Origin of the sequence: Amycolatopsis coloradensis (genome assembly GCF_001953865.1) — a bacterium.
GTDB classification, from domain to species: Bacteria; Actinomycetota; Actinomycetes; order Mycobacteriales; family Pseudonocardiaceae; genus Amycolatopsis; species Amycolatopsis coloradensis.
On sequence record NZ_MQUQ01000001.1, the window covers coordinates 68,782 to 83,132 of the forward strand.

At 69.4% G+C, this 14,351-nt stretch carries 16 protein-coding genes; 4 read left to right on the top strand and 12 right to left on the bottom strand.

Annotated features, from left to right (window positions below; genetic code table 11):
* Window positions 1-43 precede the first annotated feature (43 nt).
* From BS329_RS00330 to BS329_RS00340, 3 genes are all read right to left on the bottom strand, one after another.
* Entirely contained in the window at window positions 44-709 is a 666-nt protein-coding gene (locus BS329_RS00330) for a DUF2461 domain-containing protein (protein ID WP_076154643.1), read from the bottom strand.
* 205 nt (window positions 710-914) lie between these two features.
* The gene (locus BS329_RS00335; protein WP_076154645.1) at window positions 915-2,426 is read right to left on the bottom strand and encodes an amidohydrolase family protein; all 1,512 of its coding nucleotides are present in this window, start codon (window positions 2,424-2,426) and stop codon (window positions 915-917) included.
* 133 nt (window positions 2,427-2,559) lie between these two features.
* The gene (locus BS329_RS00340; RefSeq protein WP_076154647.1) at window positions 2,560-3,585 is read right to left on the bottom strand and encodes a 6-phosphofructokinase; all 1,026 of its coding nucleotides are present in this window, start codon (window positions 3,583-3,585) and stop codon (window positions 2,560-2,562) included.
* A gap of 284 nt (window positions 3,586-3,869) precedes the next feature.
* On the opposite strand from BS329_RS00340, the gene BS329_RS00345 reads away from it, so the two are divergent.
* Window positions 3,870-4,946, top strand: a complete 1,077-nt coding sequence (locus BS329_RS00345; RefSeq protein WP_076154649.1) for a 3-deoxy-7-phosphoheptulonate synthase — start codon at window positions 3,870-3,872, stop codon at window positions 4,944-4,946.
* 190 nt (window positions 4,947-5,136) lie between these two features.
* Here the strand turns inward: BS329_RS00345 and BS329_RS00350 are convergent, their stop codons facing one another.
* Together BS329_RS00350 and BS329_RS00355 are read right to left on the bottom strand one after the other, a co-directional pair.
* Complete coding sequence (locus tag BS329_RS00350) at window positions 5,137-5,622, bottom strand: polyadenylate-specific 3'-exoribonuclease AS (RefSeq protein WP_076154651.1); 486 nt, start codon at window positions 5,620-5,622, stop codon at window positions 5,137-5,139.
* A gap of 20 nt (window positions 5,623-5,642) precedes the next feature.
* Window positions 5,643-6,404, bottom strand: a complete 762-nt coding sequence (locus tag BS329_RS00355) for a lysophospholipid acyltransferase family protein (protein ID WP_076154653.1) — start codon at window positions 6,402-6,404, stop codon at window positions 5,643-5,645.
* Between the two features lie 214 nt (window positions 6,405-6,618).
* On the opposite strand from BS329_RS00355, the gene BS329_RS00360 reads away from it, so the two are divergent.
* From BS329_RS00360 to BS329_RS00370, 3 genes are read left to right on the top strand one after another with little or no spacing between them, the layout of a single operon-like run.
* Window positions 6,619-7,389: an alpha/beta hydrolase gene (locus BS329_RS00360; protein WP_076154654.1), complete on the top strand. Its 771-nt coding sequence runs from the start codon at window positions 6,619-6,621 to the stop codon at window positions 7,387-7,389.
* Window positions 7,386-7,907: a hypothetical protein gene (locus BS329_RS00365; RefSeq protein WP_076154655.1), complete on the top strand. Its 522-nt coding sequence runs from the start codon at window positions 7,386-7,388 to the stop codon at window positions 7,905-7,907. Before BS329_RS00360 ends, BS329_RS00365 begins: the two co-directional genes overlap by 4 nt.
* 20 nt (window positions 7,908-7,927) lie before the next feature.
* The gene (locus BS329_RS00370) at window positions 7,928-9,070 is read left to right on the top strand and encodes a glutamate--cysteine ligase (protein WP_076154656.1); all 1,143 of its coding nucleotides are present in this window, start codon (window positions 7,928-7,930) and stop codon (window positions 9,068-9,070) included.
* Window positions 9,071-9,128: 58 nt separating this feature from the next.
* Here the strand turns inward: BS329_RS00370 and BS329_RS00375 are convergent, their stop codons facing one another.
* Genes BS329_RS00375 through BS329_RS00405 form a run of 7 tightly spaced genes read right to left on the bottom strand, consistent with a single transcriptional unit; the run spans window position 9,129 to window position 14,247 of the window.
* Window positions 9,129-10,001 carry an NUDIX domain-containing protein gene (locus tag BS329_RS00375; RefSeq protein ID WP_076154658.1) on the bottom strand — a complete coding sequence of 291 codons (873 nt, stop codon included), beginning with the start codon at window positions 9,999-10,001 and terminating at the stop codon, window positions 9,129-9,131.
* Between the two features lie 4 nt (window positions 10,002-10,005).
* Complete coding sequence (locus tag BS329_RS00380; RefSeq protein ID WP_076155076.1) at window positions 10,006-10,965, bottom strand: ROK family protein; 960 nt, start codon at window positions 10,963-10,965, stop codon at window positions 10,006-10,008.
* Window positions 10,966-10,980: 15 nt separating this feature from the next.
* Window positions 10,981-11,418 carry a hypothetical protein gene (locus BS329_RS00385; RefSeq protein WP_076154664.1) on the bottom strand — a complete coding sequence of 146 codons (438 nt, stop codon included), beginning with the start codon at window positions 11,416-11,418 and terminating at the stop codon, window positions 10,981-10,983.
* Window positions 11,415-12,557 (bottom strand): ArsA family ATPase, encoded by a 1,143-nt coding sequence (locus BS329_RS00390; RefSeq protein WP_076154666.1) that lies wholly within the window; start codon window positions 12,555-12,557, stop codon window positions 11,415-11,417. Before BS329_RS00390 ends, BS329_RS00385 begins: the two co-directional genes overlap by 4 nt.
* A 14-nt stretch (window positions 12,558-12,571) precedes the next feature.
* Complete coding sequence (locus BS329_RS00395) at window positions 12,572-13,012, bottom strand: SRPBCC family protein (protein ID WP_076154668.1); 441 nt, start codon at window positions 13,010-13,012, stop codon at window positions 12,572-12,574.
* Window positions 13,013-13,039: 27 nt separating this feature from the next.
* Entirely contained in the window at window positions 13,040-13,828 is a 789-nt protein-coding gene (locus BS329_RS00400; protein WP_076154670.1) for a metallophosphoesterase family protein, read from the bottom strand.
* An 8-nt stretch (window positions 13,829-13,836) separates the two neighbouring features.
* On the bottom strand, window positions 13,837-14,247 hold the full coding sequence (locus tag BS329_RS00405; protein WP_076154672.1) for a polyketide cyclase / dehydrase and lipid transport: 411 nt from the start codon (window positions 14,245-14,247) through the stop codon (window positions 13,837-13,839).
* Window positions 14,248-14,351 lie beyond the last annotated feature (104 nt).

A 14,351-nucleotide genomic window follows, 5' to 3' on the forward strand; every position in this document is an offset into this window, starting at 1 on the left:
AGTTCACCTGGGCGATGGACACCCACCGAACCAGGTTCGATGGTTATCGACGCGGCTTCTCGCTCGCGCCGACCCGATCGCGTGCCCATTCGTTGAACACCCGGACCTGCCGCCACGCCTTCCGCACCCGGTCGAGCGCGCCCCGTTCGTGCAGGACGTCGTCCGGCTCCCAGCCCCGGACCGCGTACACGGAGCGATTCCTCAGGAGGTCGATGCGGGGATGGTCTTCCGCGAAACCGCGCGGCTTGGACTTGAGCCTGTCACCTTTGACCTCCCAGCCGGACTTTTCCAGCTTCGCGAGGACCTTGGCCAGTTCGGAGCCGTGCACTTCGGTGTCGACGGCCCGGCGGAAGCGGGCGAGCTGATCGGACTCGAAGTGGAAGCAGCCGCCGCCGACGCGCAGCCCGGCCGGGCCGACCTCCACGTAGTACGCGCCACCGCCGCGGCCCTGTTCGATCACCGCGCCGCAGTGGGTCTTGTACGGCGTCTTGTCCTTGGCGAACCGGACGTCGCGGTACGGCCGGAAGACCTTCCCCTCGCCGAAGCCGTCGCCGAACTCCGGGACCAGTTCCGCGAGCAGCGCCTCCATCGGCGCGCGGACGTCGGCCTTGTAGGTGGCCAGGTTCGCGTCCCAGTACGACTTGGAGTTGTCGGCCTCGAGACCGTCGTAGAAGTCGATGGCGTACTCGCCGAAACCCTCGAAACCCATGCGGTGACGTTAATCCCCGCCGCCGACGAGTACATGAAGGACCCCTGGCTCCGCCTTGAGTCCGTGTGCCGGAACTGGCGTGACGGGTGAAGCTGCGGCCGGTGCGGGTCGTGCTTTGGGCCGCTGGAGCCATTGCCGTTTCGTCCTCTAGTTGCGGTCCTTAGCACGCGCAACTACCGCAACTAGAGGACGAATTGCGGAGGGGTCAGCAGCAGCCCCGGCGAGCCAGGGACTGGAGCCGGGCGGTGGTCGAGGGCGGCCGGTTCGCGGCGGCCTCGACGGCGTCGAGCATCCGCCGCCGTGTCGTCTTGTCCAGGACGCGGCCGCGTGTGATCACCAGGTCGATCTTCGCGACGTTGCGGATGTCGGTGGCCGGGTTCGCGTCCAGCAGCACGAGATCCGCCTCCTTCCCCGCCTCGATCGTGCCCGAAGTCCGTTCCCTGCCGAGGAATTTCGCCGCGTCGCCCGTGACGGTCTTCAGCGCCCGCACCGGCGAGAGCCCGGCCTCGACCAGGAAGGCGAGTTCCTCGTGCAGCCCACTGCCGGGGAAGGTGTACGGGTTGAGGCAGTCGGTGCCGCCGATGATCCCGACGCCGGCGTCGTGCGCGACCCCGACCAGCCGCAGCGTCTCCTGGTAGTACCGCTCCTGCAAGGCGATCTCCGCCGGTGTCTTCGGCGCGAACCGCTCGATGCCCACGGCCCAGCTCTCGCGGATGTCGGCGGGGACGTACTTCAGCCGCGGGTCCTGCTTGTGGGTTTCGGCGGGCTGGGTGACGATGCGGTTGATCGTCAGCGTCGGCGAATGCCAGGTGCCGTTGCGCCGCAACCGGGTGAAGTAGTTCCACGCCGTGTGGGGGCTGTATGTGGAGACCGACTCGAATTCCAGTTGCCGCGTCTCGGTGAAGAAAGCACGCGGCGCCGCCGGGTCGTAAGGCATCGCCTTCAACCGGGCGAGGATCTCGTCGCGCCGGGAAGAGCAGTGGATGGACACGCCGAAGAAGTGCTCGAAACTGTGCTGGCCGAGATCGCTCGCCTCGGTGTGGGACACCTTGTACGGCCAGTGCCCGGAGAACCTCAGCCCCTGGCCCCGGACCTCGTCCGCGATCGCGCGCAGTGCCTCGGGACCGAGGTAGGAATAGACCTTGACGAACTCGGCGCCCGCAGCCGCCTCCGCGCGGACCACCGCCCGCGCCTCGGCTTCGGTCGACACCTGGAGCACCGGTGGGCCCAGCAGGGTGACCGGCCCGTCGACGATCCCGCTCCCCACCACCAGGCGCGGGCCGAGCAGCTCACCGCGTTCGATCTTGTCCCGGGACGCGCGGTTCTCCGCGTAACCCCACATCTCGCGGGCGCCCGTGACGCCGTGGGCCAGATGCAGCGGCGGAATGATCTCTTCGAGGTCCGCGCCGTGGGTGTGCATGTCCCAAAGACCCGGGATGAGGTACTTGCCGCGGCCGTCGATCACCCGCGCGGCACCGGTTTCCGGGAGCTGCTCCGAGCCGCCGACCCAGGCGATCCGGTCGCCGACGAGGACGACGGAGACGTCACGCCGCGGAGCCGAACCCGTGCCGTCGATCAGCGTGACCCGGCTGAGGACGACGATCTCGTCCGTGGCCGCGCCTGCCGTGCCGGGCAGCAGCCCGGCGAGCGCCACCCCGGTCCCGCTCACGGCCAGCCATTTCAGAAACTCGCGTCTGCTGGATCCCGTTCCGGCCATGAGAACCCCCACCTTCCACCCGGATCCCCCCGGGTGGCCGATTCAACTCGCGGTGAGGGCGGGGCCGCAAGGAAAAGCGAAGGCCCCTTACCGAGCACAGCACAAAGTAAGGGGCCTTCTCCTGTAACACAGCTCAGCCGAAGAAGACCTCGGCCTCTTCGTACCGCTCGGCCGGGACGGTCTTCAGTTCGGCGGTCGCTTCGGAGAGCTTGACGCGGACGATGTCCGTGCCGCGCAGCGCGACCATCACGCCGAAGTCGCCGTCGGCGACGGCGTCGACGGCGTTGAGCCCGAACCGGGTGGCGAGCACGCGGTCGTACGCCGTCGGGGTGCCGCCGCGCTGGACGTGCCCGAGCACGACCGCGCGGGACTCCTTGCCGGTGCGGGCGGCGATCTCGTCGGCCAGCCAGGTGCCGATCCCGCCGAGCCGGACGTGCCCGAAGGCGTCCTTCTCACCGGTCAGAAGCTTCTCCTCGCCGCCCTCGGGCAGCGCGCCCTCGGCGACCACGATGATCGGCGCGTACTCCTTCTCGAAGCGGCGCTCGACCCATGAAACGACCTGATCGACGTTGAAGTGCCGCTCCGGCACCAGGATCACGCTCGCGCCACCGGCGAGACCGGAGTGCAGCGCGATCCAGCCGGCGTGCCTGCCCATGACCTCGACGACGAGGGCGCGGTGGTGCGACTCGGCCGTGGTGTGCAGCCGGTCGATGGCCTCGGTGGCGATCGAGACGGCCGTGTCGAAACCGAAGGTGTAGTCGGTCGCGCCGAGGTCGTTGTCGATCGTCTTGGGCACGCCGACGACGCCGATGCCGTCGTCGGTGAGCCGCTTCGCGACACCGAGGGTGTCCTCGCCGCCGATCGCGATCAGCGCGTCGACCTGCTGCTCGCCGAGTACGGACTTGATCTTGTCGACGCCGCCGTCGACCTTGTACGGGTTGGTCCGCGAGGAGCGCAGGATCGTGCCGCCGCGGGTGAGGATGTCCTCGACGTCGTTCAAGCCGAGCGGGCGGCTGTCCCCGGTGAGGGGCCCGTTCCAGCCGTTGCGGAACCCGACGACGTCCCAGCCGTGCACCTCGATGCCCTTGCGCACCACAGCGCGGATCACCGCGTTGAGCCCCGGGCAGTCGCCACCGCCGGTCAGCACACCGACACGCATCAGAAGCCTCCGTCTTGTGTTCCGTAGAGATGACAGTCACATGTCCCGATGCCAGCGTAGCGGCAGTTCTCTGGATCGGTGCAGGGCGGACCACCTCGGGAATCGGTCCACGACAGCGGGTGTGCTAGCTTGGCGTCGTGCAGCGCTATTTCTGGTTTACGAAGCCGGCCCCGGGTGGGCACGGCGGCGTGAACCCGCGCTGACTTCCACCCCGAGCCGGAATCACACCGGCTCGGCGAGTTCCCGCGGGTCGGTTTCCCTTATCGAAAGGAACCAGACCCGCGATGTCTCCCTCCGCTGACACTCTGATCGCCCTCGACGGGCATCGCACGGCGGCCATCAACCCGCTGCTGTCGCCCGCCATGCTGCGCCACGAACATCCGATGACGGCGGAAATCGCCGATACCGTCCTAGCCGGGCGGGCCTCGGCCGTCGACATCCTCGACGGCCGGGACGACCGGCTCCTCGTCGTCGTCGGGCCCTGCTCGGTGCACGACGCGGACGCCGCGCTCGACTACGCCCGCCGCCTCGCCGCCAAGGCCGAAGAACACCGCCGCGACCTGCACATCGTCATGCGCGTCTACTTCGAGAAGCCGCGGACCACGCTCGGCTGGAAGGGTCTGATCAACGACCCCGGCCTCGACGGCACCTACGAGGTCAACCACGGCCTGCGGATGGCACGCGAACTGCTGCTCGACATCTCCGCGCTCGGCCTGCCGGTCGGCTGCGAATTCCTCGACCCGATCACCCCGCAGTTCATCTCCGACACCGTGACCTGGGGTTCCATCGGCGCGCGGACCGCGGCGAGCCAGGTGCACCGGCAGCTGTGCAGCGCGCTTTCGATGCCGGTGGGCATCAAGAACTCGACCGAGGGCGACGTCCAGGTCGCCGTCGACGCCACCCGCGCGGCCGCCGCGAGCCACGTCTTCGCGGGTATCAACCCCGACGGGCTCGCCGCGCTGATCACCACGGCCGGGAACGAGGACTGCCACGTGATCCTGCGCGGCAGCTCGGCCGGTCCCAACTACGACCCCGCGACCGTGTCCGACACGCTGGCACGGCTGGCGAAGTCGGGGCTGCCGGAGCGCGTGATCATCGACGCGAGCCACGGCAACAGCGCGAAGGACCACGTGCGCCAGGCTTCGGTCGTCCGCGAACTCGCCGGGCGGATCAGTGCCGGTGAGCGGGGCATCGCGGGGCTGATGCTGGAGAGCTTCCTCGTGGCCGGGCGGCAGGATCTGACGCTGGGATCGGCCGCGTCGCTGACTTACGGGCAGTCGATCACGGACGCCTGCCTGGGGTGGGAGACGACTGCCGAGCTGCTGGACACGCTGGCGGAGGCCATCGACTCGCGGCGGTGAGTGCGTGGGCGCGTTGGTCGTGCCCACACGGCCTCCTCAAGGGCGCCCTTCGCCCGACGGAGACTTCACCGTCGCGCGCCCTCTTTTGGGCCGAAGGCCCCCGGGAACTCGATGAAGGGGCGCCCTCCGCTCACGTGAGCAGGGTATGGAACGGCGCCCCTTCGGCGAGTTCCCCGCAGCGCGCGACAGACTAGCGCTGCCAGTAGGACTCGATGATTCCCCACCGCTGGAAGTTGTGCCTCGCGTCGGCGAGCGCGTCGTGCTGATCGTCCGGGGCCGCGGGGAGCTTCGGCTTGCCCGCGTCCTCCCAGCGTTGCCGCAGGTCACGGGTGAATCGCGGCAGCTGACGCGGCAGCGCGGGCATCGGACCCCACAGCTGCGCCAGCGCGACGTGGTCGTAGGCGGCGAACCAGGCCCACAGTTCGATCCCGCCGGGCGGCTTGCCGAAGAACTCGAGCAGGTCCGTGCGGATCTTCTCGCGGCTGCGCCACGCCGGGTCGGCGGGCGACGGGAGCTTCGGGAGCACGTTGTCGCGGACCCAGGGGCCCGCCTTGCCGGGGTCGAAATCGGTCGAGACCGCGTAGAACTCGCGTCCTCTTTCGTCCACGACACCGATCGACACCAGGTCGATCGTCACGCCGTCCTCGATGAATTCGGTGTCGTAGAAAAAGCGCACCGGAGAACCCTAGTGGGCGCTCACCCGACCTTGGTGTCCGGGATGCGGGCGACGTCCTGCGCGGACGGCTGCGCGGGCACCTTCGGGCGGATCCCGGCCTCTTCGGCGGCGAGCAGTTCCTTCGCCTTGGCGGCGTAGATGTCGACGTACTCCTGGCCGGAAAGCTCCATGAGCGCGTACATGATCTCGTCGGTGATGGACCGCTCGATGAAGCGGTCGCCGGCGAGGCCCTCGTAGCGCGAGAAGTCGAGCGGCTTGCCGAAGCGGATCTCGAGGCGGCGCGGCCACCACATCTTCGAGCCGATCGGGTTGACCTTGTCGGTGCCGACCATGGCCACCGGGACCACCAGGCCGCCGGAGTCGAGCGCGATCCGGGCGACGCCGGTCTTGCCCTTGTACAGGCGGCCGTCCGGGGAGCGGGTGCCTTCGGGGTAGATGCCGAGGAGGTGGCCCTCGCGGACCAGGCGGGTCGCGGTGTCGAGGGCGGCTTGCGCCGCGTTACCGCCGGAGCGGTCGATCGGGAACTGGCCGACGCCGGTGAAGAACCACTTCTTCAGCAGGCCCTTGAGGCCCTTCTCGGTGAAATACTCCGATTTGGCCGGGAAGGTCACCTTGCGCTTGACCCGGAGCGGCATGAAGAAGGAATCCGCCACCGCCAGGTGATTGCCCGCGAGGATCACGCCACCGTCGTCGGGGATGTTCTCCGCGCCGACGACCTTGGTGGGCCACAGCGCCTTGAGCAGTGGCCCGATAAACACGTGTTTCATGAGCCAGTACAGCACTGCGAAAACTCCTCCTAGCAGCTCAACCCCCGCGCCCGATGGTCAAGACTACGAATCGCGACCCCCAGGCACAACGAGGTCCACCCGGTTACCCGCACCCAGCGACGGATCTCACACCCGATCCGGCCTGATTCCGACAGCGGCCGGTGGCCCACAAGCGGCTCCGCTCGTGCGAACATAGAAGACCTATCCAGCTCTCACGGAAGGCGATCGCATGGCCGTCCTCGCCGGCGCGGAACCGTTCGCTCACACCGGTTCGACCGAAGCAGGGTTCCTGCTGTGCCACGGGTTCACCGGCACCCCCGCGAGTATGCGGGCGTGGGGCGATCATCTGGCCGAGGCCGGTTACACGGTGCGCTGCCCGCTGCTCCCCGGGCACGGCACCCGGTGGCAGGACATGAACCGGACAGGCTGGGAGGACTGGTACGGCGCGGTCCGTGAAGAACTGCTGGCACTTCTCTCCACGTGCGACTCGGTGTTCGTCGCCGGGTTGTCGATGGGCGGAACGCTGACCCTGCGGCTGGCCGAGGAGTTCGGCGACCGGATCGCCGGGATCGTGCTCGTGAACCCCTCGATCATGCGCCGCGGACTGGACACGAAGCTGCTGCCGCTCCTGGCGAACATGGTGCCGTCGGTGAAGGCGATCGCGAACGACATCGCGAAACCGGGCGAGACCGAGCTGGCCTATCCCCGCACCCCGGTGCGCGCGGCGGCGAGCCTGGCGAGGCTGTGGGCCGTCGTCCGGCCGGAGCTGGCGAAGGTGACGCAGCCGGTGCTGCTGCTGCGTTCGGCCGTCGACCATGTGGTGGAGCCGCTGAACTCGCGGATCATCCTCGACGGGATCGGCAGCGACGACGTCACCGAGGTGGTGCTGGAGAACAGCTTCCACGTCGCCACCCAAGACCACGACGCGGGCCTGATCTTCACGCGTACGGTGGACTTCGCCCGGTCCGTGTGCCGGGAGGGACAGGTGGGCGCCGGATGAGCAGGGGCAAGGACGGGCCGGAGGACGTCGACGCGACGTTCGCCGAGATCGTGGCCGACCTCCGTGCGGAGGGCGTCGGTCTGTTTCCGGAGGACGAACTCGAAAAACCCGCCGGGAAGGCCACCGAAAAGGCCGAGAAGGCGGAGAAGCCGTCGGAGAAGTCACCGCGGCCCGAGACGTCGGAAGCCGAACCCGAACCGGGCTGGCGCGGCGGCGGCACCAGCTGGGACAAGACCCTCTTCGAGGACGACCCGGCCGGGTCGAGCGACGACGAGGGCCATTTCGTGCCGCCCGAGCCGCCACCCCTGCCGCGTCCGCGTAAGGGCGCGTTCATCGTCCTGCTGTTCTTCCTGCTCGGCCTGCTGCTCCTGATCGCGCCCACCCTGATCGGCATGGGCACCCGGCTCGGCACACCGCTCGGCATCCTCGCACTGGCGACCGCGATCGCGCTGCTCCTGCTGCGGGTCCGTCAGGGGCCGCCGCCCGGCGCGGACCCGCACAACGGCGCCCAGGTCTGAGCTGTCGGACAATTCCGGACATGAAGATCGACTTCACTCCCTCGCGCCGGTCGACGGTCGGCGCGGAATGGGAGCTCGCCCTCGTCGACCGGCGGACCGGTGAACTCTCCTCGGTCGCGGAGCAGGTGCTCGACGCCGTCCGGCCCGACGGCGAGGACGAGCACCCCAAGATCAAGCAGGAGCTGCTGCTCAACACCATCGAGGTGATCAGCGGGATCTGCGACACGATCGCCGAGGTCAAGGCCGATCTGAACGAGTCGCTGGACGTCGTGCACTCGGTACTCGACCCGCTGGGTGTCGAGCTGTTCTCGGCCGGGTCGCATCCGTTCTCGACCTGGTACCGGCAGAAGGTCACCGACAAGGCGCGGTACGCCAAACTCATCGACCGGACCCAGTGGTGGGGGCGGCAGATGCTGATCTACGGCGTTCACGTGCACGTCGGCCTCGACCACCGCGACAAGGCCCTGCCGATCCTGGACGCGCTGCTCAACTACGCGCCGCACTTGCAGGCGCTTTCGGCGTCTTCGCCGTACTGGGGCGCGGAGGACACCGGGTACGCGTCGAACCGCGCGCTGATGTTCCAGCAGCTGCCGACGGCGGGGCTGCCGTTCCAGTTCCGGAAGTGGAGCGAACTGGAGAGCTACGTCGACGACATGTTCACCACGGGCGTGATCGACCACTTCTCCGAGATCCGCTGGGACGTCCGGCCAGCCCCGCATTTCGGGACGATCGAGATGCGCGTGTGCGACGGGCTGCCGACCTTGGAGGAGGTCGGCGCGATCTCGGCGCTGACCCAATGCCTGGTCGACGACTTCAGCGCGCGCCTCGACGACGGGGAGATCCTGCCGACGCTGCCGCCGTGGCACGTCCAGGAGAACAAGTGGCGCGCGGCGCGCTACGGCGTCGACGCGATCGTCATCCTCGACGCCGCCGGCAACGAACGACTCGTCACCGAAGACACTCTCGACCTGCTGAACCGGCTCGAACCGGTGGCCCGGCGGCTGGACTGTGTCGAGGAGCTGCGGGGGGTGGAGGCGATCCTGCGCCACGGGCCGAGCTACCTGCGTCAGCGCGCGGTGGCGAAGCAGCACAACGGGAGTCTTCGCGCCGTCGTCGCGTCTCTCATCTCCGAGATGCGAGAGGGAACGATCGCCCGCCCCTAAGTCCGCGTTTCGTCCTCTAGTTGCGGTAGTTCGACGTCGAAGTACCGCAACTAGAGGACTAGTTGCGGGGATCCAGGTGGGTCAGGAGGGTGCCGGGGCCGAAGGTGGAGGCGCCAAGGGCCTCGACGCGGGAACGGAGTTCGCGGTCGGCGGTCACGACGACGACGTGGTCGTCGGGGCCCTCGGAGCGGGCGGACCGGGCGACGGCGACGATCTGGGAGTCCCCGTCCGTCTCGGCGTCGGCGACCTCGACACCGGGCACCGCCGCGACACCCCGCGCCTTGCCCTCGACGACCAGCACGACCTTCGGCCACCACGACCATTCGCCGCCGCCGGGCAGCGCCGGATCGGCGAACCCGGTTTCGGCCAGCGTCGCGAGCTTGTCCCGCAATCGCATCCCCGCGCCGCGCCGGTCACGCCACCAGCCGTCCGGCCGCGATCCGACGACGTTCGCGCCGTCGACCACCAGTACCAGCCTGCGATCCAAGTGTTCCCTCAATCCCGGCCACGCCGCCGCGAAGTCGCGGTGCAGCCGGAAATCCGCGACCTCGTCCGGGCGGACCCACCGCAGTTCCGCGCTCTCCGCGTTCTTCACCCTCGCCGAAAGCGTGCCGATCGGCGCGGCCAGGATCGTGGTGTAGCGCCAATTCCCGTGATCGACCTTCGACGCCGACAACGGCCGCACCCGGGCGGGCGGGACGTCGGCCTCCTCGTACGCCTCGCGGGTGGCGGCCTCACGCGGGCTTTCCCCCGCCTCGACGGCGCCGCCGGGCAACGCCCACGTGTGCCCGTGATGCACCCACCACGCCCGGCGTTGCAACAGGACACCGCGCGCGGGATCGGACAGCAGCAACCCTGCGGCGCCGTTCAAACCCCAGTGAAGATGGCCGAAGTCGCATTTCACGAAGCCGTTGCCGTCCAGACGGGTCACGACTTCAGCCTGTCACACCGACCTCGGCGCCGGGAGCCTTCGCCGCGTCGACGGCGAGCGCCGCGGCGCCGACGATGGCGGTGTCGTCCCCGTGCTGGGCCGCGCGGATCCGGGCCAGCGGCCGGTGCCCGGCGCCGGTGATCTTGCCCGCGTAGTGCTCACGTGCCTCGTCGAGGAACAGCGGAGCCGATTCGGACACCCCGCCGCCGATCACGATGATCTCGGGATCGAAGACGTCGGCGACCAGTGCCAGCCCCTCGGCCAGCCACTTCGCCAGTTCGGTCATCGCGCGCTGGGCGATCGGGTCGCCGTCGCGGGCGGCACCGGCGACCCGGCGCCCGGTGACCGAACCGGGGTCTCCCCTGGTCTCGCGCGCCAGCACGGTCGAGCGGCCGGGATGCCGCGCGAGCAGTTCCACCGCCGTCGCGGCCAAGGCCGTCCCGCTGCAGTACCGCTCCCAGCAGCCGTACTTCCCGCACGGGCAGGCCCGTCCGCCGGGGACGACGGTCAGGTGCCCGAGTTCCGGCGCGACACCGTACGCGCCCCGGTAGATCTTGCCGTCGAGCAGCAGGCCCGCGCCGATCCCGGTACCGAGGGCGATCAGCGCGGCGACATGGGCGCCTCGCGCGGCGCCGAAGCGGTATTCGCCGATCGCGGCGGCGTTCACGTCATGCTCAAGGGTGACCGGAAGGCCGACGCGCTTCTCGATTCGCTCCGCGACCGGCGCGGCCCGCCACGACAGATGCGGCGCGAACATCACCGTCCGCCGGTCGCTGGCGACGAACCCGGCCACCGCGAGCCCGACACCGGAGACCTCGTGCCGGTTGCGGAGGTCTTCGACGACCCCGGCGATGGCGTCTTCGAGCGCGTTCTCCTCGCCGGGGGTGCCGACCCTGGCGGTGTCCATCAGCGAGCCGTGCTCGTCCACCACGCCGGCGCGCACACTCGTGCCCCCGACGTCCACCCCTACCGTCAGCACTCAGTTCTCCCGGTCCGGCTGCCAAGCGTCGCGCCTGGTCACGGCGATGTGCTGGACCCGCGAAGCTCCCTCCGGCGCATCTTCCCGCGCGGGCTCCTTCCGCGCAGGCTGGAACCCCGGCATGTGCACCCCGCCCTCGGGTTCCCAGCGGTCCGCGAGCACCGCCCGCAGCAGCGCGACGAGTTGCGCGGCCTGCTCCATCAGCCGCGCCACGAACTCGGGCCGTTCACCGCGGAAGACCTCCACGACGGCGCAGAGCGGGCACCAGCCGGTGTCCCCGCCGGCTTCGTGTTCGGTGCAGCCGTGCCCGGCGGAGATCAGGTCCTGCAGCCACGGCGCGGCGTGCTCGACGACCAGTTCGACCAGCAGCCGGATCTCTTCGGCCAGCTTCAGGCCATCTTCCGTCGTGTGTGCCCTGTGTTCGCTGTTTTCACTCACCCGGGTCCCCGGTTTCCGGCCAGGCTCACGACCAGGCCGTGCGCGTCGGATTCCGCACCGGTGATCCGGCACGGGCGCAACATCTCCGGCAGCGCGATCAGCCGCCGGAAACCGTCCACGGTGACGGCGAGATCATCGTCCACTCTGGCCAGGTCCACTTCGGAATCCCGGTGCAGCGGCACCGCGATCCGCAGCTGATAGCCACTGTCCGATTCGGACACGTCGAGCAGCGGGGTGACCCCTTTCCCATTGCCGGTCAAGGGGTCCAGGCCTTGATAAAGCTCGAACGCGATTTCCTGCAACGCCGTCAGCCCGACCGGCTCGACGGCGCGGTGTTCGACCGGTTTCACCGCTTCGGGCCCGAATCCGGCGTCGGCCAGTTCGGCGAGGACGAGGTTCTGCTGCGTGCGGCGGGTCCGCATCCATGAGGCAGCCGCACCACGCCAGAACCCGGGGGCGGGCATCAGCCGGTTGACGATCAGGCCGTCGACCAGTATTCCGCGCAGGGCCAGTGAACTGAGCGTGCGGCGGGCTTCGGCGACGACGACGCGTTCCGGCGTCAGGACGAGCCGGACCGTGGTCGTCGCGGGATCGGTGAGCAGCGCGCGCAGCGACTCCAGATGTGCGCCGAGCCGCCGCACCGCGGCCGCCGTCCGCCGCGCGCCCGGTTTGAACATCCTCGTCAGGTACCCGGAAACCGCTTCGGGCAAAGCCAGCAGACGCAGGGTTTCCGCGGTCGGCCCGCAGTCGACGACGACGGTCTCCCAGGGACCGTGCTCGGCGAGACGCTGGACTTCGGTAAGGGCGAGGAGTTCGTCCACGCCGGGGACCACGGTCAGCTCTTCGGCGTCGAGCGAGCCGAGGCCTGCCCCCGCGAACGCGGTCTGGAGTTCCTGCCGGAGTTCGCGCCAGGTGCTGTCCACGAGACCGCGGGAATCGATCTGGGCGGCATGCAGGAGCACGTCCACTTCGGACGGTTCGGCGCCGAGGGCGCGGCCGAAAGCGTCACCGAGGGAATGCGCGGGGTCGGTCGAGACCACGAGCGTCTTCCTGCCCCGGCCCGCCAGTGCGGCGGCCGTCGCGGCGGCCAGCGTGGTCTTGCCGACACCCCCCTTGCCGGTGAACAGCAGGATCCGCATGCCTCCCCTTCGACTCAGGACGCTTCAGCGCGCTTCTTGAGCTCCTTGAGCGCGGTGTCCATGACCATCTTCTCGGCCTTGCGGCGCAGCAGCCCGATCATCGGCAGCGCCAGCTCGACGGACAGCGTATACGTGACCTTGGTGCGGCCGGCGGCCAGCGCTTCGAGGGCGTAGCGGCCGTTCTGGGCCTTCTGCATCTGCCCCTTGACCAGGTGCCAGCTGACTCCCCGGCCGTCGGCGTCCCAGTCGTACTCGAGGGTGTAGACGTCCTTGATGGGTCCGGCGTCGAGGGTGAGCTTCACCTGCTTGGCGCGGCCCGTGTCGTCCTCGCCGAGCACCTCGGTCTCCCGGACGGCCTTGGCCCATTCCGGGTACGCGGGAAAGTCGGCGATGACGGCCATGACCCGCTCGGGCTCGGCGTCGACCTCGATGGATTGCGTGGACTGCTCGGCCATGATGCGAACTCTAGCCGGAGCCGGGTGTCACCAGCGAAGCACGTGCGGCTGCGCCGTCTCCTTGAAGTGACCGACGTTCCGGCATTCGGTCCTGCCGAGCCTGGTCCGCGCGGTCAGCGGCTGGTGGACGTGCCCGAAGACCGACCAGCGCGGCCGCTGCTCGCGGATGAGGCCCACCAGCGCCGCCGACCCGATCTCCGGCCGCCGCGCGATCACGTCGTAGGTCAGTTCCGGGATGGCGGGCGGGATGTGGGTGCACAGGACGTCGACGTTTTCCAGCGCGCTCACCGCGACGTCGTACTCCTCACGGGTGCGCAGATACGGCCGCCAGAAGCCGTTGCGGCGCGGGACCACGTTCGGCGGGAGCAGCGCGCCGCCGACGAACCCGAAGCGCAGGCCGCCGAACTCGGCTACCTCGCCGTCAAGCACCTGGATGCCGTCGCCGGCGAAGTCGGGCCACAGCGACGGGTCGTCGACGTTGCCGGGGGTCGCGAACGTCGGCGCGGTGAGGGCGCCGAACAGGATGGCGTACTGGTCCTGGATCGCGTCCCCGACGGCGGCGGCCGGATCGGCCAAAGTGGCCCACAACGATCGCGAGAAGGCAACGGTCTCATCACGAGTGCCCTCACGCCGCAGCCTCGCGAACTCGCCGACCTTCTCCGCGCCGAACAGCGCGCCCATGATGCCTTTGTCGTGCTCGCGGTAGTCGACGAAGTCCAGCAGGTCGCCGAGGACGATCAACGCGTCGGCGCCGTCGCCCGCGCGTTTGAGCGCGTCGGCGTTGCCGTGCACGTCCGACACCACGTGAACCCGCATGCTCTCCCCTACCCGGCCTGGGGACCGACCCCAGGCTCGCGCCCGTCCTCCAGGACTTCCTTGAGCCCGAGCGCGATCGCCTTGGCGGCACGGGCCCTGCGATCGAACTCCCGTCGCAGGTCCCGGGGTTCCAGCGCACGCGCCTCCCCGTCCGGACCGGCGGGGGTGGCACGCAGGAAATAGTGCAGCAAAGTGCCGTCGAGCACCGGCTCGAGCCAGACTTCCATGGTACCGATCAAGGCACCTCGCACGGTCCAGCGCAGCCCTTGGTCCCCACGGTCGGTGTAGACCTCGAGAACGAGGTCAGGCCAGTAACGTGACCAAGATCGCGGATCGGCGAAAGCAGCGGCCACGGTGGAGGGCGGGACCACGAGGAAGGTCTCGTCAACGATGTCGAGAGCTGGCGGAGCCTGGTTCACAGCGGCAGAATGTCATGCCCTGGGTATGGCCGATTCGCCAGCATGGTCTTAAGGTGCACGGCACGCTAAGTTGACTGGCGGGTAACACCGGTCACACCACTTGC

What these genes read in the sequence shown, in the direction of transcription:
- BS329_RS00330 (WP_076154643.1), bottom strand. Translation starts at nt 709, where the DNA reads ATGGGTTTCGAGGGTTTCGGCGAGTACGCCATCGACTTCTACGACGGT.
- BS329_RS00335 (WP_076154645.1), bottom strand. Translation starts at nt 2,426, where the DNA reads ATGGCCGGAACGGGATCCAGCAGACGCGAGTTTCTGAAATGGCTGGCC.
- BS329_RS00340 (WP_076154647.1), bottom strand. Translation starts at nt 3,585, where the DNA reads ATGCGTGTCGGTGTGCTGACCGGCGGTGGCGACTGCCCGGGGCTCAAC.
- BS329_RS00345 (WP_076154649.1), top strand. Translation starts at nt 3,870, where the DNA reads ATGTCTCCCTCCGCTGACACTCTGATCGCCCTCGACGGGCATCGCACG.
- BS329_RS00360 (WP_076154654.1), top strand. Translation starts at nt 6,619, where the DNA reads ATGGCCGTCCTCGCCGGCGCGGAACCGTTCGCTCACACCGGTTCGACC.
- BS329_RS00365 (WP_076154655.1), top strand. Translation starts at nt 7,386, where the DNA reads ATGAGCAGGGGCAAGGACGGGCCGGAGGACGTCGACGCGACGTTCGCC.
- BS329_RS00370 (WP_076154656.1), top strand. Translation starts at nt 7,928, where the DNA reads ATGAAGATCGACTTCACTCCCTCGCGCCGGTCGACGGTCGGCGCGGAA.
- BS329_RS00390 (WP_076154666.1), bottom strand. Translation starts at nt 12,557, where the DNA reads ATGCGGATCCTGCTGTTCACCGGCAAGGGGGGTGTCGGCAAGACCACG.
- BS329_RS00395 (WP_076154668.1), bottom strand. Translation starts at nt 13,012, where the DNA reads ATGGCCGAGCAGTCCACGCAATCCATCGAGGTCGACGCCGAGCCCGAG.
- BS329_RS00400 (WP_076154670.1), bottom strand. Translation starts at nt 13,828, where the DNA reads ATGCGGGTTCACGTGGTGTCGGACGTGCACGGCAACGCCGACGCGCTC.